This is a genomic window from Dyadobacter sp. AC419, assembly GCF_979253085.1.
On the sequence record NZ_CEEDCD010000016.1, the window covers coordinates 28,959 to 51,092 of the forward strand.

Here is a 22,134-nt window from a genome sequence, read left to right on the forward strand (position 1 = left end):
GTGGATGCGGGTCACAGGCGGGCCTGTTCTTCTAATTTAACGACTTGGAATATTCCGGAATGCTGTCCAAAATGGACGTTTTAGCCTCCCAGGCTGGAAATTGTGATCTTAGTTTGGTCGAATTCAGCTTCAGGACTTTCATGGTTTCATCATAACGCTGCAAGCCTTCCGGCTTTTCAGTTTGCGGTATGTGCATGGCCTCGTAAATGCTGGCAATGATATCTTTAACCAAGCGTGATTCGCGGCAAGGTACATTGTAAATTCCGGAAGGCACATTTTCAGCCGCTAATAGTTGGCGAAAAAGGCCAGCGGCGTCTTTTGCGTGAATATATTGCCTCGTTTGATGACCGCCCGTTAGTTTGGGCTTTTGATCAGTTTGAAGACATTGGATCAGATAAGGGATCAATCGGTTCGAATTTTCACCTCTTCCGTAAATCGTGGGTAAAATCAGGTGAAAATGGTTAAAGTTTAAATTGGCGCTCTGGAAAAACCTGGAAAGAAGCCGTTTGGAAACGCAGTAATTGTTAGGAGCAGCAAGTAACGACGTCAAAAGTGCTGCTTCCGTAAATGCTTTGTCTTCCTGATTATTGCCAATTTCAGCATAGGAACCGAATGTGACATATTTCCCCCGGTAATTGTGCTGATTCAAATACAACGCCAGATTAATGGGAAGATAAGTATTTAGTTTCAAACACAAAATCATCCCCTTTTCCAGCCTGAATGCCACTGCCGGCACAATAGATAATGGAGTCAAATGCCAGCAGTTTTTCAAAATCAATCTCCTTCGCCGGATAATCGAATGGCACATGCTGAGGCAACTGATAATGATTGCTTCTGCTGTATCCAACAATTGTATGATCCGGTGATAAGTCTTCAATGAGATATCGGGCAAGAAACGAGTCGCTACCAATGATCGCTATGTTATTTTGCATAAGCTATGATTGTGTCCCTAGTTTTATTTGCAGCCTCTTGGGGGGAAATAGTGAAAGCTTTATACCATTCCAATGTCACTGCTATGGCGGTTTTGGCGTCGTACTTCGGCGTCCATTTCAGTTCGTTGATCGCTTTGCTAATGTCCAGTTTAAGCAAACCTGCTTCGTGAGGCTGGTTTGTCAGGTTAGGCGTTGTGTATTGTCCTTTTTCCCAATAGCGGATGGCTTTATTCACCAATTCTTCAACCGTCAGATTATCTTCGGAAAATGGCCCTAAGTTATAGCTTTCGCCAAATCCTTGCGGATTTTCGGCCAGCTTGGCACCCAAATGCAGATAACCGCCGAGTGGGTCTAAAACATGCTGCCAAGGGCGGACAGGAATTTGGATTACGGACGGATACAACTTCTTCATTTTGTAAAGCACGAACGATATCCGGAATGATCCGATCCTTCGCCCAATCACCACCACCAATCACATTACCCGCTCGCGCACTTGTAATGGTCTTTTGGTGAACAGAATAAGTTGCAGGATTAAAAAATGAATTGCGATAGGAACTGATCACCAATTCAGCACAAGCTTTACTGGCACTATAAGGATCGTATCCACCCAGGCGATCCGTTTCACGATAAGGGTAATGCCATTCCTTATTTTCGTACACTTTATCCGTCGTAATGAGGATAACCGTGCATTTTTTCTCCAAACCCCGAACGGCATCAAGCACATTCGCTGTTCCGATGGCATTGACAGCAAAGGTTTCAGAAGGAATTTCGTAGGAAACGCGAACGAGCGGCTGAGCAGCTAAATGAAAGACAAAATCCGGTTCAAAAGCTTGGATTTCTTGAATCAACCGACCGCTATCGCGAATGTCAGCAATGACCGATTCGCAAAGGGAATCTCCATTGATAATGTTGTAATGATCCATTTCCGTTTCCGGGGCGAGCGCGTAACCTTTCACTTCCGCGCCTAGCAAATGCAGCCAATACAAAAGCCAGGATCCTTTGAATCCTGTGTGCCCTGTAAGGAACACTTTCTTTCCTTTATAATAGTGTGCTAGGTGTTGATAAGTCATATGTCGTATTTTACCAGTTTTTCCATGGGGCTTTCCCTGAATCCCACAAATTTTCCAATTCTTGTTTGTCTCGGAGCGTATCCATCGGTTTCCAGAAACCACTGTGTTTATACGCGACCATTTGGTTGTCCGAAGCTATATTTTCAAGCGGTTCTTTTTCAAAAACAGTTTTATCCTCTGTAATGTAATCCAGCACTTCCGGCTGACAGACAAAGAAACCGCCATTGATCCAGGCACCATCGCCTTTTGGTTTTTCCATGAAAGAGATCACGGAATCATTGTCTTCTCCAATGTTCAGCGCACCAAAACGTCCGGAAGGCTGCACTGCGGTGACAGTAAGTAATTTTTTATTTTTTTGATGAAAAATAACAACTTCTCTAATGTTCACGCTGCCTACACCATCACCATAAGTCAATAGGAACGGCTCGTTATTAAGGTATTTTTGGACGCGCTTTACTCGTCCGCCGGTCATTGTGTCCATGCCTGTGTCGACGAGCGTCACTTTCCATGGTTCAGCCTGGGAGTTATGAATTTCCATCTTATTTTCCCGCATATCAAATGTTACATCGGACTGATGCAGGAAATAATTGGCAAAATATTCTTTGATGACATAACCTTTGTAGCCAAGGCAAATGAGCGAATTCGTTGAAGCCGTGTGCTGCATATATTTTCATGATATGCCATAAAATCGGACTTCCGCCAATTTCAACCATTGGCTTCGGTCTTAAAACCGTTTCTTCTGAGAGGCGCGTCCCTAATCCCCCGGCGAGTAATACAACTTTCATTACAATGTAAGATAGTGATGTGAAAATAGAACTGACTCAGTTGAAAAGCCTTTCGTGAAGCTTTTCTCTAAAAATAACAATATAACCAAGTGCCAGAAAAGCACCCAAAGCACCAAACACAGCGGCAAATAAAACACGTTTTCGGGCTGCTTGGAAGCAATGGGACCTTCGTCGGTTCTAATACTTTAAACACTGGCCGCTCTTCTTTTACTTTTATTTTTAGTTGTTCCTGCTTGACGATCAAATCCGAATAGATTGACTGAGCCAATGTAAAATCAGATTGCAGGCGCTGTTCTTCAATTCTGGCCACATTCAAAAATGCATTTCGATTACGATCCCGATAACTTTGAAGCGCATATTCTGCATTTGTCAGGCGTTGTTTCGATTCTTTTACACGAGACGAAAGGAAATCGAGTTGCTGCGTGAGCTTAGCAGTTCTGAAATCTTCTACATAGCCGACCAGATAAAAGCGAGCCGCTTCAACCAATATCGCTGCAACAACCGGGTCAGGTAATTCCGATTCAATGGAAATAAGACCATTTTTTTGTTCAATGGAAGCCTTAACCATACTTTTTGCGCCCGAAATCAGTCCTTGTTCCTCACCGGAATAATTGAGAATGTTGCTGTTTTTAAGTTCCAGTTTTGGGCCGGCAGCACTTTTTGCTTTTCTTAAGATAAAGATCGATTTGATACGCGAAAGGAAACTGACCGTTGTGTCACGCCGCAAATAATCCCGCAGCGTCGCATATTTAATGCCTCCTTGCGTAGTAACTGGCTGTTTGGTCAGGAACTCACCAAAGGCCGACGTTTCAAGAATATTAGGATAAAGGTCAGGAGTAAGGTTACCCGTTCCCTCGCCCGAGTTTCCACCCATCGCCAGGCTGAAAAAGGACGATTTGCCAACGCCGTATTCTGGTAATAAAATGGTTTGAGCTGTATATTTTTTTGTAACCGCGTAACTCAATGCATAACCGACCACAGCCATGAAAACTCCGACTGCTACAAGAATGACGATATATTTCCTAAAAAAAGCGATGATATCCACCAAATGAATTTCAAATGACGGCTCATAGCTTTTTGTAGTTGTAATGGGCTGGGACATATCTATTTGCTAGAAAATTCTGGTGAATTTATAGGAATCGGATGATCGTAATGGCAAGTGTAGACAGCAGTGAAATAATTGCAATCCGCTCACCAGTGGTGCTCTGACGGTCCAGCTTCGGTTCTTTTACCGGAATGGTAACGGTCGATCCCGGCTCTACCCTTGGATATGATCTGAAAAACAAAAAACGGCTCGTGCGGTGCGTCCTTCCATTTGGATACGAAACGTAAATTCTGTTTTTGCGTGCTCTTTCCGCCAGGCCACCGGCTTGCGAAATGTAGTCACGGAAATTGAACTGAGGATCGAAGTTGACCAATGAAGGATTGTAAACACCGCCCTGTATGCGGACCATTTCGGACTTTTTAGGAATAATCAGCGTGTCACCGTCTGCAAGAAGCAAGTTGGAAGGAATAGAGGGCTTCTCAATAATCGCTTTCAGATCCAGCGCGACCAGTTCTTGTTTGCGATAAAATCTTGCACCTTCTATATAAGCCTCTTTCCGCATGCCGCCTGCCTTAGGGAACAAATCGGAAATTTTTTCAAAGTTGTTGAGGATTGTATAGGTTCCCGGATAAGTAACTTCACCAAATATGGTAACGGTTTTCTGCGTCTCGTATCTGGGCGATCTCCGCACAAGGACAATGTCGTATGGATAGAGCGTGAACTTCTGGTCTTGCTCATTTAACGTTAGGTTATCTGCCACATCCAGCGTGAAAATCCGTACATTTTGATTGGACGGGAGACCTGTTGTATCATTTTTTACCCTGCGGGAAACTTCGATGCGGTAAGGAAGACCGCCTTCTGTGTAACCACCTGCCTGGAAAATCAGATCGGCGATAGTAATGTCTTTGTAATAATAGTATTCACCCGGATTAATAACTGAACCTCTGACGGATAGGAACGTAAATTCCTTCAAATCCTCCACCGATTTTATGGTAAGAATGTCGCCGGGTAACAAGGCAACGTCCGGAATTTCATTATTGAGAAGCTTTCTCAAGTCAATGGCCACAAGTCCTGTCTGCGTATCGCCACTGGATCTTTCCAGCAATGCACGATTGAGGAATGCTCTTGGACTGATTCCTTCCGAGATCGTTATCAGTTCTTTAACAGTCTTGGTGCGTTCGTCTAATGGATAAACTCCCGGCCTTGACACAGCGCCACGAATTTCAACCTGGTTAGCAACAACATCCAATATTTTCTTGACGTTGTAGATATCACCATTTTTTGGCGCGAAAGTGTTAACCTGGACAGAATCAATACTTCCTATAACAAAATTGTTGCCTGTGTTTCTTTGATATTGAATCAATTTCAGTAAAAGCCTCGGGGGTGAAGCCACCTGCATATTTCAACAGATCTTTCACTGTCTCGCCGACTTTCACTTCAAAAATTCCGGTCTTCTTTACTTCACCGGTAAGTTCTATACGGGTATCGTAGGGGCGGATCAAGATAATATCCTGGTCTTGCAAAGAAATGTTGTCCCTTAGATCTGCATCTATCAAAAACCGGTAAAGGTCAATTTGACGAATGACCTGATTATTGCGGATCACCTCTATATTACGGTAAGATCCATTGCGACCAGGACCACCTGAGACGTAAAGTGCATTAAAAGCAGTTGATAATGAGGAAACTGTATAAGTCCCGGGCCGAACAACTTCACCGGTGATCATTACACGAATACTGCGGACATTGCCAAGTGTAATTGTGGAATAAGTCCCTGAACCTGGGCGGTTTAGTTTGGAGTATGCTTGCCTTAATCTGTTAACAATCCGCTCGTTGGCTTGTTCAATTGTAAGTCCATTTACATAAACCGGCGCGAGGTTCAGCATTTTTACTGTTCCTTCCGGGCTGATTTTCATTCGGAAATTGTCGACTGAGTTTCCGTAAATATCTACAACGAGCTCGTCGTCTGGGCCAAGAATGTAATTTCTCGGCGTTGGAATCCTAAGATTAGGCTCGAAAGTGGTGGAAGTTCTGCGAAAAAAAGATGAACCGAATGTTCTGTTAAGCCTTCTATATCTGGCTCGTCCAGCTACGGTCGTGTCCCTTTCGTTATTTGTCTCGTCTTCTAATTCATCCAGGTCGTCCTGTTCCCTTGTCTCGTCCAGTTGATCGCGATTCGGATCATTTTTCGTGTTGTCTTTTGTGGTCTGCTCCAGACGCTTCCGCATCGCGGAAATGTCATCCAATGTATAACCCCTTTGCAAAGCAGCTTTTTCGATGTCCATATCAGACATCCCGACTGTTTAGCCTGATTATAAAATTCAACTGCCTGTGAATTCGAAACAGGAGCCTGCGTTGGTTGGGTTGGATTCGGTTGACTCGGTACGTTGGTCGGAGTTTGCTGTGCTGGGTCTTGGGCCTGAGAAGCTATTGTAACAAGTAGGATAAAGAACGCTATCCAAATTGCGCTTAATTTCTTAGATAAATAATGCATGTAGTGTCAATTATATTAAATGGCGTCGGGACGCATTTTAGAATGATCCGGGGTGCTCGACCAAGCAAGCAGCAAAACTACGAAATCTTACAATAAGTAAATTCGCCGCAATAAATATATTAATCCAATAACCTTTTAAACTATTTCCGATTTAATCGATAATTCTTTCATCTGCGCCGCTGAAATCAACGACGGTGAATCAATCATTACATCGCGTCCCGAATTGTTTTTTGGGAATGCAATGAAGTCCCTGATTGAATCTGCGCCACCGAAAATCGAACAAAGGCGATCAAAGCCAAACGCGATCCCTGCATGCGGAGGCGCTCCAAATTCGAATGCATTCATCAAAAATCCGAACTGCTCCTGCGCTTCTTCTTCGCTGAACCCGAGTATAGCAAACATCTTTTGTTGCAGCTCTTTCTCGAAAATCCGGACAGAACCACCGCCCACTTCAACGCCGTTAATTACCATATCGTATGCGTTGGCGCGAACCGCTCCCAAATTTTCATCTAATAACGCAATGTCTTCTGGTTTTGGACTTGTAAACGGATGGTGCATCGCAAACCAGCGGTTTTCAGCTTCTCCATATTCAAGCAGCGGGAAATCAAGCACCCATAGTGCACGATAAATGTTCGGATCTCTCAGCCCTAATCTTGAACCCATTTCCAAACGAAGCTCATTCAATTGCTTCCGTGCTTTGTCAGCTGCGCCTGAGACAATGAGGATCAAATCGCCTGGTTTAGCATTAAACGCCTCAGCCCATTTCTTAATATCTTCTTCGGCGTAGAATTTGTCAACGGACGATTTCAATGAACCATCGGTATTATAACGCACATAAATCAGTCCTTTTGCACCAATTTGCGGACGTTTCAACCAATCGGTTAATTCATCCATTTGCTTCCGCGTATACACCGCGCAGTCGGGTGCACATATGCCCACAACAAGCTCTGCGTCATCAAACACACCAAAGCCTTTTCCGGAAGTCAGGTCCTGCGCTTCACCTTTTAGCTCAACAAATTGCATATCAAAGCGAATATCGGGCTTGTCTGAGCCATATAAGCGCATTGCATCCGCATAAGTCATCCGTGGAACTTCGGGAAGATCAAAGTTCTTAACCTTGCTGAAAAGATTCCGGATCAGTCCTTCAAATGTGTTTAACACGTCTTCCCTGGGTTACAAATGACATTTCACAGTCGATTTGTGTAAATTGAGGCTGTCTGTCGGCGCGAAGATCTTCGTCGCGGAAACATTTGACAATCTGATAGTAACGGTCAAAACCAGCAACCATCAGCAATTGCTTGAATGTTTGCGGAGATTGTGGCAATGCATAAAAATTCGCCCGGATTCATGCGGCTTGGAACCACAAAGTCACGTGCGCCTTCCGGTGTGGATTTAAATCAAAACCGGCGTTTCAACTTCTATAAAGTCCAGATCATCCAAATAAGCACGCGTATGACGTGCAACCTGATGCCTTAATTGTAAATTTTTACGAACAACATTTCTTCTCAAATCCAGATATCTGTATTTCATCCGGATATCATCGCCGCCATCCGTTTCATCTTCGATCAGGAAGGGAGGCAATTTGGCAGGGTTCAATACATTCAGTTCAGTAACGCGGATTTCGATTGAGCCCGTCGCAATTTTATCATTTTTGGAAAGGCGCTCTATCACAACCCCTTTGGTTGAAATTACAAACTCGCGGCCCAGCGAGCGCGCCGTTTCAAGCACATTAGCCTGTGTTTTTCCTTCTTCAAACAGAAGCTGAGTTATGCCATAACGGTCACGCAAATCAAGCCAGATCATGCCGCCCTTATCGCGAACGCGCTGCACCCAGCCGCATAATACAACCTCTTGATTTACATGTTCTAAGCTTAACTCTCCACAGGTATGGGTACGTAACATATAACTATTTTAATACTGAGATAATGAAACTGCCTGATAATAAATGCCGCAAAAGTACGTATTTTTAGCAAATCTAACATGAAGTGTTTTTTATGAAATTATATAAAAGCCTGAGCTGGCAAGCCGGAGTGGTTCTGTACGCAATGATTTTTTGCTTCACCTGCTCCTGTGATTCCGACCCGGATCCAGTTACAAGCACTTCTGTTGACTTCGAAACAACACCTGAAAAAGTGCAGATCGCGCCAGGAATAATTGATGAGGCATCGGGCATCGTTCCGAGTTACAGCATGGCTGGAAATTTTTGGATTAACCAGGATTCAGGGCAGCCCGCAGCGCTTTATTTGTTAAATAAAGACGGTAAGCAGATCAAGCAAATCAATGTTCCCGGTGCTGCTAACCGCAATTGGGAAGATGTTGCGATCGGTCCAGGGACCTGCAAATGGCGTCAACTATTTATACATTGGAGACATTGGCAATAACAATGCACCCGCCAGTCCGGTCAGTGTTATTTATCGCGTTCCTGAGATCACCGATGCAAATCAGGCCTTTGATCAAAATGCATTGGCTAAAATCACTTTCAGCTATCCGGACGGGCCAAAAGACGCAGAATCCCTGCTTTTGGATCCCGCTACAAAAGACATTTTTATTGTGTCAAAAGAAAACCTGACTGCCGGACTTTACCGCCTGCCATTTCCACAATCAACGAGTGAAGCTATTGTTGCCGAAAAAGTTGGGACTATTCCCGGCGTCGTTTTTGCGACAGGTGGAAATATTTCAAAAGATGGAAGTGAAATTCTTATCCGCACGTATCTTGCCGTATATTACTGGAAAGTAAACTCAGGTGAGAGCATTGGGCAAACACTTACGAAAGCCGCCACAAAACAATTGTTAGTCGCGCTTGAACCGCAAGGTGAGGCCGTTTGCATGGATGCCGAGGGCAAAGGATTTTATACAATCAGTGAAAAATCAAATGCCGCCAGTGTTACACTGAATTATTACAAGAAAAAATAAACCTGACTTATGTTGAAAACGCTACTAAGCATCGCATTGATGTTCGCTTTTGCTGTTGTCCAAGCGCAAAGCTCGGATGAGCCATTTATCCGCGACAATTACACCAAAACCGAATACGACATTCCTGTTCGCGACGGAATAAAGCTGCACACCATTGTATATGTGCCCAAAGATGCTTCCGGTGACGAAAAATATCCTTTCTTAATGCAGCGCACGTGTTACAGCGTGGCGCCATATGGCAAAGACACTTATCCGCCCCGAATTGGACCAAGCCCCGCGTTAATGCGTGACAAATTCATATTTGTATATCAGGACGTTAGAGGCCGTTATATGAGTGAAGGCGAATGGACAAACATGACGCCGCACATTGCAAATAAGAAAGGCAAGAACGAAGTCGACGAAGCATCGGACACTTATGACACAATTGAATGGTTGCTCAAAAGCATTCCGAACAACAATGGCCGGGTAGGGCAGTGGGGGATCTCATATCCTGGTTTTTACACCACGGCAAGTGCGCTTTCCGAGCATCCGGCATTGAAAGCTTCTTCACCGCAAGCGCCCATTGCCGATTTTTTCTTTGATGATTTTCACCATAATGGCGCATTTACACAAGGTTATTATTTGACGTTTCCCGTTTTTGGAATAAAGCCGCCGAAGCCAACAACTTCTTCGTGGTTCACACAGGATATGATTGAAGCCAAACCCGATGGTTATACATTCAATCTAAACATAGGTTCACTGAAAAACTTTGACCGTTATTATTCCAAAAATTTCTTTTGGGAGGAAACGGTTAAGCACCCCAATAAAGATGAATTCTGGCAAAAAAGAGACATTCTGCCGCATTTGAAAAATATCAAACATGCCTTTATGACTGTGGGCAGCTAGTTTGACGCAGAGGATCTTTACGGCCCTTTGAACACTTATAAAACCATTGAAAAGAATAACCCATCTGCTTATAACACGCTCGTTGTCGGTCCGTTCGGTCACGGGCGGTGGAGCCGGGAAACAGGGCATACATTGCACAATGACATTTATTTCGGTGACAGCATTGCCACTTTTTACCAAAACAACATTGAGGCAAAATTCTTCAAGCACTTCTTGAAAGAAGCAGGCGATGGAAAAACAGGTTTGCCGGAAGCATATTTATTTGATACGGGTAAAAAAGCCTGGCAGACTTACGATAAATGGCCTGTGGCGAAAGTTGAAAAGCGCAAACTCTATTTCCACCCAAGTGGTAAGCTCGATTTTAAAGAGCCATCTGACCAGAAATCAGTGAGCGAATATGTTAGTGATCCTCTGAAACCGGTTCCTTATACTGCGAATTTTAAGCAAATGACGGGTTTTACACCATTTGAATATATGTCCGAAGATCAGCGTTTTGCTTCTTCGCGGCCTGATGTGCTCGTTTTTCAAACGGATGTTTTGGAAAATGATATAACCCTCGGCGGAGAAATTACAGCATTGCTGAAAATCAGTACAACAGGAACGGATGCAGACTTTTTTGTAAAAGTAATCGACGTTTATCCTGTCGATGAGAAAAACCATCCATATTTAGCCGATCCCAAAACGGTTCTTGCGGGTTATCAGCAAATGGTGAGAAGTGAGATCATGCGTGCGCGGTTCCGCAACAGTTTTGAAAAGCCGGAAGCCTTGATTGCAGGCCAAATGACAGACATTAAGTTTCGTTTGCAGGATGTTTTGCACACATTCAAAAAGGGCCATCGCATTATGGTTCAGGTGCAAAGCACCGCTTTCCCGCTGTTTGACCGCAATCCGCAAAAGTATGTGGATAACATTTATAAGGCCGCAGATTCGGATTTTATAACGGCTAAGCAGACGATCTTTCACCAGGCAGGAGCCGCCAGCTCACTTGAAGTTGACGTTATTAAATAGGCCCGCAGCATTATGAATTTAAAATTGATTGGAATGAATATCATTGCCGCATCCATTGTTACAAATGGCGTTGCTCAAAACCTGGATTATCCCAAAACCAAGCAAATTGAGCATACGGACGATTATCACGGAGTTAAAGTTGCTGATCCATATCGCTGGTTGGAAGACGACCGCTCGGCGGAAACCGGGGAATGGGTGAAAGCTCAGAATGCAGTCACCTTTGCTTATCTGGACAAAATCCCTTTCAAAGAAAAGATTTTCCAAGACCTGGAAAAGGCATATAATTATCCAAAATATTCGGCACCGAGGAAAAAAGGAGATTACTATTATTTCTATAAAAACGACGGGTTGCAAAATCAGGCAGTGCTTTACCGCCAAAAAGGAGAAAACGGTTCACCGGAAGTGGTTCTGGATCCGAATAAGTTATCTGCCGACGGAACTACGCGTTTGACGGTTTTCAGTTTGTCCAAAGACGGAAATTATGCCGTTTTAGGGTTTTCCAAAGGCGGATCGGATTGGCAGGAATATCAGGTGATGGATATGAAAAACCTGTCCATGTTGGCTGATAAAGTTGAATGGGTGAAAATCTCAGGCGCGGCCTGGCAAGGCGACGGGTTTTATTACAGCCGTTATCCAAAGCCCGAAGGCAGTGCATTAGCAGCCAAAAATGAAAACCATCAGGTTTATTTTCATAAGATAGGAACGGCTCAGGATGCAGATAAGCTGATTTTTGAAGACGCAGCCAACCCACAGCGTTTCCATACGGTGGGAACAACGGAAGATGAGGCATACGCGATTTTGAGCGTTAGCGACAGAGGAAAAGGCAAGGACGGCAACGGGTTATGGGTTTTGAAAAGAGGAGAAGCGAATTTTAAGCCCATCAAAGAAGAGATTACCAACTTCCAATATGGCGTTATTGAAACCATAGGAGCAGATTTTCTTATTGAAACCAATGAAAATGCGCCAAATAGCAAAGTGCTGCTTTATGTGACAAAGGATAAGGCATGGAAAACGGTTTTGCCAGAAAAGCCTGAGCCCTTGCTGGGCGCTGGCGTTGCAGGCGGAAAACTATTTGCTTCCTATTCCAAAGATGTCAGCAGCCGTGCCTATGTGTACAGCATCGATGGAAAACTGGAAAATGAAGTGAAGTTGCCGGGGTTAGGAACCGCCAGCGGCTTTGGTGGCGAGCGTGAAGACAGTTTCGTTTTTTACACTTACACCTCATTCAATTATCCGCCGACGATTTTTAAATATGACATTGCCAGTAAGAAAAGCAGTGTTTTTAGAGAACCGGAAGTTTCCTTCAATCCCGAAGACTACGAAACGGAGCAGGTTTTTTATCCAAGCAAAGACGGCACCAAGATCCCCGCATTCATAACATATAAAAAGGGGCTGAAACGCGATGGCTCCAATCCGACAATTTTATACGGATACGGCGGCTTCAACATTAGTCTGACACCCGCATTCAGTCCGACACGCATTCCGTTTCTGGATCAGGGCGGCATTTATGTGCAGGCCAATTTGCGTGGCGGGAGTGAATATGGTGAGAAATGGCACGAGCAAGGCATGAAGCTTAAAAAGCAAAATGTGTTTGACGACTTCATTGCAGCCGCCGAATTTTTGATCAAAGAAAAATATACATCGCCGGAAAGACTGGCCATCCAGGGCGGCTCGAATGGCGGCTTACTCGTAGGCTCGGTCATGAATCAGCGTCCAGAACTCTTTAAAGTCGCATTCCCCGCCGTTGGCGTGATGGATATGCTGCGTTTCCACAAATTCACCATTGGCTGGAACTGGATCGCGGATTACGGAAGCAGCGATAATGCAGATGAATTTAAGGTCCTTTACGGATATTCGCCATTGCACAACATTAAAGACGGCGGCCAATATCCTGCAACAATGATCACAACAGCCGACCACGACGATCGCGTGGTGCCGGCACATTCATTTAAATACGCTGCCGAACTGCAAACAAAAGCAGGCGCATCATCCAAAAATCCATTGCTGATCCGAATCGACACCAACTCCGGCCACGGCGCCAGCAACACCAAAAAAGCACTGGAAACGCAGGCCGATATTTATGCGTTTCTGTTTTCGAATGTTGGGTTGGTTTGGAAGTAAAGGTAATTATTTACCTTCTTCTAGGGCTTTCTGCAGATTTTCTATAACCATGCTGGTTCGCAGATCGACGCCCTGTTTTGTAAGATGATAATTAGTGTCAAAAAATAGCGAATCAGCGAACTTATAAGTGCCAGGATCTGCGAGGATTGGCAACTGCTGATTGGAAAGTTCTGTGTAAATCTTTCCAATCAGGAGTTTCTGGTTCTGCATAAGAGCTGTATTGATATGCGGGTGGAATGATAAATAATCGTGCAGACTTGGCATTGACCTTTGCATGAAAATCGTTTAAGAATGCAATGCTTTCAGGATTCATAATGTCTGCATCAGTTTCGGGTTTCGTTACGGAAACTTTTTTCCGAGGTAAGTCCCAATGCATGTAAGCGTCCCCAAACTCATTGAATGAATAATGATCATACACGCCCACTGGGTAATTTAACGGTCTGGCGCGCCTGTATTTTAGCTTTGATGCAGCATATTGTGGAATGTAGGAAGATAACCGATACCATTGATAAGCACCAATTATTTCCCGGCCTTCCGGAAATACATCGAACAGAATTGAAATCAGCTCTGTCCTTCCGTAAAAAGACGGTGAATAAAACTGACTGTACTCTGGTGAAACTATGAGCAATGTCCCCACTTTTTACGAATCGAATGATATCATTAAGCTGAAATTGTAATCCAATGCTTGCATGTATTCCGGCATTTACAACAGGCATTCCTATCTTGTCCTGGATAGTTTTACTATCCAAGCCATAAGCCAGATTTGACCCCCCTACAAAAATTATTTTAGGTGTAATATGCTTGCGGAGTAAAGCATGTTTATCTGGTAAGGCGCCTAATGAACTTTCACTGGCTCTTCGACCGGGAAGACAGCATAGCGAATATGCCAGAATGCTGACAATCAATGTTACAAAAAGCATTGCTTTGGTTATGAAGTATCTCATAGATCAGAATTGGAAGTAGATAAATTCCTGATTTTGTTTGAACTGAGATACACATACGATGGATAAGACAATATAGGCAGCCCATCTTAAAGGTGTGATCATCACTTTTTTAATTTCCAGGCCGTGTTGCTTTTCCCGCTGCATCCATTCGACAGCGACCATAAAACCAACTGTTAGAAGTAAAAATGAATAGTTTTCCCGATAAGGGTCTGTAAACAAGCTTCTATGGAAAATCCCGCTTAGGTAACGAATTGCAATTCCCATAGTTGGTGCTCTGAAAATGACCCAGCCGACTGATACAAGTGAAAAGGTCAGGAGAATTTGGAGCAGTTCAGAGAATGAGAGCAGGAGTTTCCCTTTTGCAGCAGTTTCCGTATGTTTACGGTTAGCGTTGAAGATGAGAAGTGGGAGAAACAGCAAGCCATGATAAACACCCCACATTAAATAAGTCCAGTTGGCTCCGTGCCAGAGCCCGCTTACAGAAAATATTATCATTGTATTCCGAATGCTTTTCCATTTTCCTTCTCGGCTTCCGCCCAAAGGAAAATACAGGTAATCTTTGAACCATGACGACAGAGAGATATGCCATTTCCGCCAGAATTCCGCGATATCTCGTGAAAAATATGGAAAAGAAAAGTTTCTTAACAGTTCAAATCCAAAAAGCCTGGCAGTGCCAAGAGCTATGTCAGAATAGCCAGAAAAATCACCATAAATTTGAAATGAAAAGAATACAGCTCCCAACAAAAGTGTGCTTCCGGAATGATTCTGCGGGTCTGAAAAGGTCATATTAGCATATTCAGCACATCCGTCGGCAATTACAATCTTTTTGAAAAATCCCCACAACATTTGCCTGAGCCCATCTACGGCTCGTTCGTAATTAAAGATCCTCGGTTTCTCAATTTGAGGAAGCAAATGTGTCGCTCTTTCGATAGGCCCTGCAACAAGAAGCGGGAAAAAGCTTACAAAAAGTGAGTAAGCTACAATGTTGGTGGAAGGCTCTATTTTCCGGTTATAAATGTCGAACACATAAGAGAGCCCGTGAAAAGTGTAAAATGAAATGCCGATAGGGAGGATGATATTAAGGGTCTGGAAATGCGCATTAACATTTGATATGTTTAACAGGTCAGCGAATGACTGAATGAAAAAATTGCAATACTTAAAATACGCGAGAAATCCTAGGTTAATGAATACGCTTATAATAAGCCACTTTTTGCGATCTGTATTAGAGCCTGCATTGAATATTTTCAGGCCGCTGTAGAAATCTAGTGCAGTAGAAAATAAGAGTAAAAACAGAAATCTCCAGTCCCAGCAGCCGTAGAAAAAGTAGCTGCTTAGCAATAATAGGACGTTTTGAAGCCTGAACGATTGTTTTACTACAAACCAGTATAGAAAAAACACAACAGGCAAAAAAATGGCATAACTAAAAGAGTTAAATAGCATGTAGAGGGTAATCTTAATGGATAGGGCTAAATGTAACTTGCTAGCACTTAATCTGAAATTCTATCTATTTACCGGTAGGTCTGAGAAATTTTACGTTTTTGCTCCTGCGTCTACAATCCAGATTTAGCATGCTTTTGCACGAAGCTCGGGTTAAAAATGGAAGTGAATTTTATAAAGGGTGTAAGTTATGACAACTTCTTAATTTCCCATTATTTCTTAATTTATTTCTACATGCAGGATACAGCAGGACGGTGGGATTGGGTAAGTTTTCTAATCTTGTGCCCGTTACAGAGTAGTAATTATAAATCAGATTCCTTTGTGGAAATGAGACCTTTTACCTCAAAAATGATAATTAATTAACTAAAAAAATATGAGCAGTTCTAATGTAAGCCAGTACAGGTATGTAAGCTATTTGTGGGATGAAGGTAAAGCAGCTTCGCTTGGCGACGATCAGGTGGCGCTTCTTTTGTATCGCTCCAATCTGTTGGGCGCAGACCTACGTCTGACCAATTATGCGGGTGGAAACACAAGTTGCAAAACCATCGAAAAAGATCCGCTGACCGGCAATCCTGTCGAAGTAATGTGGATCAAAGGTTCTGGCGGTGATATTGGCACTTTGACAAGAAGCGGCCTGGCTGGACTTTACCAGGATCGCCTGCATAATCTGAAAAACATTTACCGCGGACTGGAATTTGAAGATGAAATGGTGGAGCTTTTCAACCATTGCATTTATGATCTGAAATCCAAAGCACCTTCCATCGATACGCCATTGCACGGTCTGTTGCCATTTAAGCACATTGACCACTTACATCCGGACGCATTGATCGCGATTGTCTGCATCCAAAGAAGGCGAAGCCATTACAAAAGAACTGTTTAACGGTGAACTGGCGTGGGTACCCTGGCAACGTCCCGGTTTTGATCTTGGATTAAAACTGGAACAGGCATTGGCGGAGAACCCGGGAATCCGCGGCATCGTTTTGGGCGGACACGGTTTGTTCACCTGGGGCGACACAGCTTACGAATCCTACATTAATACGCTGGACACGATCGAAAGAGCGTCGGAATATCTGGCTGATAATTATGGCAAGACGCGTCCTGTTTTTGGTGGACAACGTTTGGAAAGCGAGCCGGAAGCACGCCGCTCCGAAATCGCCGGAAAACTTGCTCCTTACCTGCGCGGACTTGCGTCTGATCAGCAGGCAATGATCGGTCACTTTACCGACGATGCGCGCGTTTTGGAATTCATCGCGAGCAATGACCTGGATAAGCTGGCGCCATTAGGAACAAGCTGCCCGGATCACTTCCTGCGCACGAAAATCCGTCCGCTGGTTTTGGATTTCCAATTTGAAAAGCTAGGCGCAACAGATCAGGAGATCCTGGATCAGATCCGTCCGCAATTCGAAGCTTACCGGGTTGATTACCAAGCATATTACGATCGTTGCAAACACGACAACAGCCCGGCCGTTCGCGACCCGAACCCGGTGATTATCTTATTGCCAGGCGTGGGAATGTTCTCTTTTGCCAAAGACAAACAAACTGCGCGTGTTGCTGCGGAATTTTATACCAATGCAATCAATGTCATGAAAGGCGCGGAAGCGATTTCATCTTACGTTTCATTGCCTGAGCAAGAAGCATTTGACATTGAATACTGGCTGCTGGAAGAAGCAAAATTGCAGCGTATGCCGAAAGAAAAGTCGGTTTCACGCAAAATTGCGATCGTTACGGGCGGTTCAGGCGGCATAGGAAAAGCGATTGCATTAAAGCTTTTGCAAGAAGGCGCTTGCGTGGTCATTTCTGACATTGACGAGCAAGCACTTTGCTGAAACTAAGGCAGAATTCGACGCAAAATTTGGCAAAGATTTTTCTTCAACCACAATAGCTAATGTGCTTGAAGTCGATCAGATCAAAGCTGCATTGCACGCAACAAAACTGAAATACGGCGGCGTTGACATTGTTGTTAACTGTGCAGGATTGTCCATCTCAAAACCTTTGGCCGAAACAACGATCAAGGATTGGGATATTTTGCAGGATGTTTTGGTAAAAGGTCAGTTCCTGGTTTCTCAGGAAGCCGTTGCCATCATGCGTCAGCAAGGATTGGGCGGAGACATTATCAACATTGCCAGTAAAAACGGAATTGTTTCAGGGCCAAATAACGTGGCTTACGGAACTGCAAAAGCTGCTCAACAGCACATGTCACGCCTTTTGGCTGCTGAACTTGGTCCGGATAAAATCCGTGTCAATGTTGTCAACCCTGACGCGGTAATTGCCGGAAGCAAAATCTGGGAAAGCGGATGGGCAGCTGGTCGCGCAAAAGCTTATGGCATCAGCGTTGCTGAACTTCCTGCTTACTACGCAAAAAGAACAGTTTTGAATGCAGAAATCCACACGGAAGACATTGCTAACGGAGTTTACATCTTTGTAAGCGGCCTGCTCAACAAGAGCACCGGAAATGTCATCAATGTAGACGGAGGCGTCCCCGCAGCATTCCTAAGATAAAAAAAACAGTTTCTCCCGGCTTTCAAGCCGGGGATCAGCACTAAAATAGATCAACTGATCTAAATGATCACACATGATCAAATTGATCAAAATAAAATCAATGATCTTCTAAATCAGAAGCGATGAAAATCGACCAATATAAAATTGACCAGCATAATGACAGCCTGCTGTCGCGCCACAACAATCAGTTCTCGTTTTTGAATGAACAGTTGGGCGAGCAGGGGATTGATGCGAATGAAGTGATCAGTGCATTGGGAGCTTTCCAGGTGGCCATTCCGAGCTGGGCACTGGGCACAGGCGGGACACGGTTTGGAAGATTTTCCGGTGGCGGCGAGCCTCGTTCTTTGGAAGAAAAAGTGGAAGATGTCGGCCTGCTGCATGCCCTTAACCGGTCAAGCGGTTCGATTTCGCTGCACATTCCCTGGGATATTCCGCAACAGGCTGAGTCCATTATCAGCCTTGCATCTTCGCTTGACCTGACTTTCGACGCGGTCAATTCCAACACATTTCAGGATCAAAAGGATCAGCAGCATTCATTCAGAGTTCGGTTCGCTGTCGCACGTGGATCCTGCCGTGAGAAAGCAGGCGGTTGAGCACAACATTGAAGTTATTAAATATGGCAAGGATCTGGGTTCAAAAGCATTGTCGATCTGGCTTTCAGATGGTTCGTGCTTTCCGGGTCAGTCAAACTTTGTAAAGGCATTTCAAAATACATTGGAATCTTTACAGGAAATTTACGCTGCGCTTCCCGACGATTGGAAAGTGTATGTGGAATACAAAGCATACAGAGCCGAATTTCTATTCTACCGTTATTCAGGATTGGGGCAGTTCGCTGCTTTTTGTCAGAAATTAGGCCCTAAGGCCGATGTGCTTGTTGATTTGGGACACCTATTTGCCTAATGCAAACATTGAGCAAATCGTCGCTACATTAATGATGGAAGGCCGTTTGGCAGGTTTCCATTTCAATGATTCGAAATATGGCGATGACGATCTTACAGTCGGCAGCATTCGTCCTTATATGCTGTTCCTGATTTTTGTTGAATTGGTTGAAGGCATGAAACGCGCAAACCGCCCGGCTGACACGTATGCTTGGATGATCGATGCGAGCCATAATGTAAAAGATCCGTTGGAAGATTTGCTTCAATCCGTAGAAGCGATCCTTATTTCTTATGCACAAGCGCTGCTGGTGGATCGTAAAAAACTGGAACAAGCCAGAATGCAGAATGACGTGGTCCTTGCGCAACAAATCTTACAAAATGCTTTCCGGACGGATGTTCGGCCATTAGTAAGAGAATCCATGCGCCTAAGCGGTGGCTCACTTGATCCGATTGCCTTATTCAGAAGTCTGAATGTCCGCAATGAACTCATGAATGAGCGAGGCAAAATTACAGTAGCAACAGGACTTTAAAATCAACTAAATTTGCCCCGGGCTTCAGCCGGGGACATTTTTAAAGAGATTTATAGAGATTTTCTCCTAATCAATGTAAATGGATTTTTGATCACAGCTCTTCTGTTTTCAGTGATCAGTTCAGCAGCAGTTTTTCCCATTTGCTCATGATCAGTAGAAATGGTCGTGATCCCGTCCAGCAGGATTTCTTTCAGCGGCGTTTCATTATAGGAAATGATGCCAATGTCTTTTCCAATGGTCAGTTGCTGTTCCCGGCATCTTTTGATCAGATTCACCAGGTCATTTTCTTCAATCACAACATACGCGGTGTCCTTCACAGCCGTGCTGTTTTCATGAAAATCATACATGATCTCATGCTCAAATTCGTGCTGAATGCAGAAAATACGAAAGCCTTTAATGATTTCTTTGGGATAGCGAATAATGGTGGGGAAGATCAGGATCAGCTTTTTGTAGACTTTCAGCAAATCCACGGCTTCGTTCAATGCTGAAACAATGTCTTTTTCAAAATTTTGAAAAACAGAAGAATGCTTTTTGCTGCTCAGCTCAATGTCTTTATCCAGTAAAATGAGCTTCTCCGGCGGAATCATTTTCAAAGCCTCCATCGCCTCTTCCGCTTTTTCATAAAAATGGGGCATGATCACATAGTAATCATATTCACCGAGACTGTTCTTAATGAGGTTTTTGAAAATGTTGGCATTGGAATGATGAATGTGCAGATCAACATTCACATTACGCCCGACATTCTCTACAAAAGCATTGTAAATCTGCTTTTTATAATTGCTTATCTTATTGAAAACAAGCAAAATACGAACCGACGTCTCAATGTCCACGCGATTGATAAAGTAACCCTTGCCGCGCACGGAAATGAGCACTCCGTCTTTGATCAAATGTTTATAAGCCTTTTCAACCGTGTCCCGGGAAAGCAAATACTCTTCACTTAACTGATTGATAGAAGGAATTTTATCGCCGCGCTTTAATTTACCCTTGCTGATCGCCTGCAAAAGCGACTTGATGATCTGCATGTATTTCGGCGCACTTTCCTTAAACTCAATGTCAAATTGTATTTCCATCAATCCTGTGGTTAATTCGGGGTTCCCTACCAAATAAAAACAGCCGGCGCGGAAAACTACTTTCCGCGCCGGCTGTTTTATAGCTTAATTAACTTTTATCTCGGTCCTCTGCTGCTTCTTTCGGAAGCGCCGCTTCGTGATCCGCCTCTGTCCGCATTGCCTTGCGACGATCTCGCATTAGGTTCGCTGCGTCTCGATTCGACCGCGCCTCTGTCCGACGACTGTCTTTCTGAGCGGCTTTCGCGTTGAGCAGGCGCCTCATACGATCCTCTGCTTCGGCTTTGGTTCATGGATTCAGAGCTGCGTTCCGATCTGTTGCTGCGCTCATTGCCATAAGCTGGCACGCTTCGTTCAGCATTGCGTTCGGGCTGGCGCGGCATTTCATACTCACGGCTCGATCTGCTGTCATTTCTAGGCTCAGGAGCATTTCCAGGCGCTTCACTTACACGGCCATTGCGCGGATCATTGTTTCTGAAATCAGCATTGTCACCTCTTTCTGAGCGGCTGTTGCTTTCCCGGCGGTTGTTCACATCACCAGGATTGTTTCTGAAATCAGCATTATCGCCTCTTTCCGAACGGCTGTTGCTTTCGCGTCGGTTACCATCGTAAACAGGGCTGTTGTCTCTGTTGCTGCGGCTCGATCCCGCGTCAATCGTTGATCCCCGGCGGTTTGACTCATTCACCCGGCCATTGCGGTCGTTATTGTCGCGGCTGTTTTCGTACCGGTCGTTGCCACGGCTGTTTCCAGCCACGATCACCCTGCCGCGACGGTTTGCATCAATTTCACGAACGGGCACGCTTCTCCTTGTAACACGTTCGATCTCATCGCGTCTCGGGCCGTAAGCATAAGTCCGGTTGTTGTTATAGTAGTAATTGTTAATGATCGTCGTTCTGCCATAATAATGCGAAACGCGGTTTCTTGGCGCACAATAGTATGACCATCTTGGACTGGTAATGTAACGCTGCGGAACAAACACCCACCAAAACGAAGGCAGATTCACCGAAATGTTTACTTGCATGCCCGGACCAAGCGGAGCCCAGCCATAATATCCGCCACCCGAGCGCCAGTTTACCCAAGCCAGCCCATTCATAACCGGGAATCCAGAACCAGCCATTGTAATCATCAAATGACCAGCGGCCATAATGGAAAGGCGCCCAGCCCCAGTCGTAGTCCGAAACCCACGTGTTACCGTATTCCGTAACCTCCCAATATCCGGCAGTGGAGTAGGGTTGAAAGCCTTGCGGCGCATCAGGAACCCAGACAGAGCCGTACTGCGGCGTCCGCACCCACCTTCCGTAAGGAGACAATTCCTCGTAAAATGTCTGAAAGGAAATGTTAACTCCGGGCTGCGCCTGCGTCTTGTTAAAGACCGACACACCGCCAAGCATTAGCAAGATCAGGCCCAGTATCCGAAGTTTTCGCATGATTTTCATGGCTATATGGATTAATTTTTATTTTTATTTTAATCGTTAGTTGGACACAGAAATTTGTTTTTGGTTTAAACGCCTGAAAGCGCTCCGACCGG

At 44.5% G+C, this 22,134-nt stretch carries 15 protein-coding genes and 5 pseudogenes; 6 read left to right on the forward strand and 14 right to left on the reverse strand.

The window, feature by feature from the left end:
• Positions 1 to 31 precede the first annotated feature (31 nt).
• The 9 genes and pseudogenes from AC0IYG_RS09845 to aspS all read right to left on the reverse strand — a co-directional run bounded on the left by AC0IYG_RS09845 (position 32) and on the right by aspS (position 8,225).
• Positions 32 to 691, reverse strand: a complete 660-nt coding sequence (locus AC0IYG_RS09845; protein ID WP_471710924.1) for an NAD-dependent epimerase/dehydratase family protein — start codon at positions 689 to 691, stop codon at positions 32 to 34.
• Positions 663 to 932, reverse strand: a complete 270-nt coding sequence (locus tag AC0IYG_RS09850; protein ID WP_471710925.1) for a hypothetical protein — start codon at positions 930 to 932, stop codon at positions 663 to 665. Before AC0IYG_RS09850 ends, AC0IYG_RS09845 begins: the two co-directional genes overlap by 29 nt.
• Positions 922 to 1,260 carry a hypothetical protein gene (locus AC0IYG_RS09855; protein ID WP_471710926.1) on the reverse strand — a complete coding sequence of 113 codons (339 nt, stop codon included), beginning with the start codon at positions 1,258 to 1,260 and terminating at the stop codon, positions 922 to 924. The genes AC0IYG_RS09850 and AC0IYG_RS09855 overlap by 11 nt, the downstream gene beginning before the upstream one ends.
• On the reverse strand, positions 1,211 to 2,002 hold the full coding sequence (rfbG, locus tag AC0IYG_RS09860; RefSeq protein ID WP_471710927.1) for a CDP-glucose 4,6-dehydratase: 792 nt from the start codon (positions 2,000 to 2,002) through the stop codon (positions 1,211 to 1,213). Before rfbG ends, AC0IYG_RS09855 begins: the two co-directional genes overlap by 50 nt.
• A 10-nt stretch (positions 2,003 to 2,012) precedes the next feature.
• Positions 2,013 to 2,787 (reverse strand): annotated as a pseudogene (rfbF, locus tag AC0IYG_RS09865) (glucose-1-phosphate cytidylyltransferase).
• Positions 2,788 to 2,854: 67 nt separating this feature from the next.
• Complete coding sequence (locus AC0IYG_RS09870) at positions 2,855 to 3,889, reverse strand: Wzz/FepE/Etk N-terminal domain-containing protein (protein WP_471710928.1); 1,035 nt, start codon at positions 3,887 to 3,889, stop codon at positions 2,855 to 2,857.
• A 28-nt stretch (positions 3,890 to 3,917) separates the two neighbouring features.
• Positions 3,918 to 5,081: an SLBB domain-containing protein gene (locus AC0IYG_RS09875; RefSeq protein ID WP_471710929.1), complete on the reverse strand. Its 1,164-nt coding sequence runs from the start codon at positions 5,079 to 5,081 to the stop codon at positions 3,918 to 3,920.
• 61 nt (positions 5,082 to 5,142) lie between these two features.
• Entirely contained in the window at positions 5,143 to 6,114 is a 972-nt protein-coding gene (locus AC0IYG_RS09880) for an SLBB domain-containing protein (RefSeq protein ID WP_471710930.1), read from the reverse strand.
• A 344-nt stretch (positions 6,115 to 6,458) separates the two neighbouring features.
• Positions 6,459 to 8,225, reverse strand: a pseudogene (aspS, locus tag AC0IYG_RS09885) (aspartate--tRNA ligase).
• A 92-nt stretch (positions 8,226 to 8,317) separates the two neighbouring features.
• Here aspS and AC0IYG_RS09890 point away from each other — a divergent pair.
• The 4 genes and pseudogenes from AC0IYG_RS09890 (at position 8,318) to AC0IYG_RS09905 (ending at position 13,250) form a co-directional block, all read left to right on the forward strand.
• The gene (locus tag AC0IYG_RS09890; protein WP_471710931.1) at positions 8,318 to 8,704 is read left to right on the forward strand and encodes a hypothetical protein; all 387 of its coding nucleotides are present in this window, start codon (positions 8,318 to 8,320) and stop codon (positions 8,702 to 8,704) included.
• A complete protein-coding gene (locus AC0IYG_RS09895) occupies positions 8,637 to 9,236 on the forward strand; it encodes a hypothetical protein (RefSeq protein WP_471710932.1) in 600 nt (199 codons plus the stop codon). Before AC0IYG_RS09890 ends, AC0IYG_RS09895 begins: the two co-directional genes overlap by 68 nt.
• Positions 9,237 to 9,245: 9 nt before the next feature.
• Positions 9,246 to 11,129 (forward strand): annotated as a pseudogene (locus AC0IYG_RS09900) (CocE/NonD family hydrolase).
• A 33-nt stretch (positions 11,130 to 11,162) separates the two neighbouring features.
• On the forward strand, positions 11,163 to 13,250 hold the full coding sequence (locus AC0IYG_RS09905) for a prolyl oligopeptidase family serine peptidase (protein WP_471710933.1): 2,088 nt from the start codon (positions 11,163 to 11,165) through the stop codon (positions 13,248 to 13,250).
• Between the two features lie 121 nt (positions 13,251 to 13,371).
• On the opposite strand, the gene AC0IYG_RS09910 is transcribed toward AC0IYG_RS09905, so the two are convergent.
• Both AC0IYG_RS09910 and AC0IYG_RS09915 read right to left on the reverse strand, forming a co-directional pair.
• On the reverse strand, positions 13,372 to 13,878 hold the full coding sequence (locus tag AC0IYG_RS09910) for a hypothetical protein (protein WP_471710934.1): 507 nt from the start codon (positions 13,876 to 13,878) through the stop codon (positions 13,372 to 13,374).
• 319 nt (positions 13,879 to 14,197) lie between these two features.
• Positions 14,198 to 15,634, reverse strand: coding sequence for an MBOAT family O-acyltransferase (locus AC0IYG_RS09915; RefSeq protein ID WP_471710935.1), 1,437 nt, complete (start codon positions 15,632 to 15,634; stop codon positions 14,198 to 14,200).
• Between the two features lie 370 nt (positions 15,635 to 16,004).
• Between AC0IYG_RS09915 and AC0IYG_RS09920 the strand changes: the two are divergent.
• Positions 16,005 to 18,130: pseudogene (locus tag AC0IYG_RS09920) on the forward strand (bifunctional aldolase/short-chain dehydrogenase).
• Between the two features lie 122 nt (positions 18,131 to 18,252).
• Positions 18,253 to 19,538, forward strand: a pseudogene (locus AC0IYG_RS09925) (sugar isomerase).
• 50 nt (positions 19,539 to 19,588) lie between these two features.
• Here the strand turns inward: AC0IYG_RS09925 and AC0IYG_RS09930 are convergent.
• The 3 genes from AC0IYG_RS09930 to AC0IYG_RS09940 form a co-directional block, all read right to left on the reverse strand.
• Positions 19,589 to 20,608 carry a GntR family transcriptional regulator gene (locus tag AC0IYG_RS09930; RefSeq protein WP_471710936.1) on the reverse strand — a complete coding sequence of 340 codons (1,020 nt, stop codon included), beginning with the start codon at positions 20,606 to 20,608 and terminating at the stop codon, positions 19,589 to 19,591.
• 95 nt (positions 20,609 to 20,703) lie between these two features.
• Complete coding sequence (locus tag AC0IYG_RS09935; RefSeq protein ID WP_471710937.1) at positions 20,704 to 21,585, reverse strand: hypothetical protein; 882 nt, start codon at positions 21,583 to 21,585, stop codon at positions 20,704 to 20,706.
• Positions 21,485 to 22,042, reverse strand: coding sequence for a DUF6600 domain-containing protein (locus tag AC0IYG_RS09940; RefSeq protein WP_471710938.1), 558 nt, complete (start codon positions 22,040 to 22,042; stop codon positions 21,485 to 21,487). Before AC0IYG_RS09940 ends, AC0IYG_RS09935 begins: the two co-directional genes overlap by 101 nt.
• Positions 22,043 to 22,134: the final 92 nt, after the last annotated feature.

What these genes read in the sequence shown, in the direction of transcription:
- AC0IYG_RS09850 (WP_471710925.1), bottom strand. Translation starts at nt 932, where the DNA reads ATGCAAAATAACATAGCGATCATTGGTAGCGACTCGTTTCTTGCCCGA.
- rfbG (WP_471710927.1), bottom strand. Translation starts at nt 2,002, where the DNA reads ATGACTTATCAACACCTAGCACACTATTATAAAGGAAAGAAAGTGTTC.
- AC0IYG_RS09870 (WP_471710928.1), bottom strand. Translation starts at nt 3,889, where the DNA reads ATGTCCCAGCCCATTACAACTACAAAAAGCTATGAGCCGTCATTTGAA.
- AC0IYG_RS09880 (WP_471710930.1), bottom strand. Translation starts at nt 6,114, where the DNA reads ATGGACATCGAAAAAGCTGCTTTGCAAAGGGGTTATACATTGGATGAC.
- AC0IYG_RS09890 (WP_471710931.1), top strand. Translation starts at nt 8,318, where the DNA reads ATGAAATTATATAAAAGCCTGAGCTGGCAAGCCGGAGTGGTTCTGTAC.
- AC0IYG_RS09895 (WP_471710932.1), top strand. Translation starts at nt 8,637, where the DNA reads ATGTTGCGATCGGTCCAGGGACCTGCAAATGGCGTCAACTATTTATAC.
- AC0IYG_RS09905 (WP_471710933.1), top strand. Translation starts at nt 11,163, where the DNA reads ATGAATATCATTGCCGCATCCATTGTTACAAATGGCGTTGCTCAAAAC.
- AC0IYG_RS09915 (WP_471710935.1), bottom strand. Translation starts at nt 15,634, where the DNA reads ATGCTATTTAACTCTTTTAGTTATGCCATTTTTTTGCCTGTTGTGTTT.
- AC0IYG_RS09930 (WP_471710936.1), bottom strand. Translation starts at nt 20,608, where the DNA reads ATGGAAATACAATTTGACATTGAGTTTAAGGAAAGTGCGCCGAAATAC.
- AC0IYG_RS09940 (WP_471710938.1), bottom strand. Translation starts at nt 22,042, where the DNA reads ATGAAAATCATGCGAAAACTTCGGATACTGGGCCTGATCTTGCTAATG.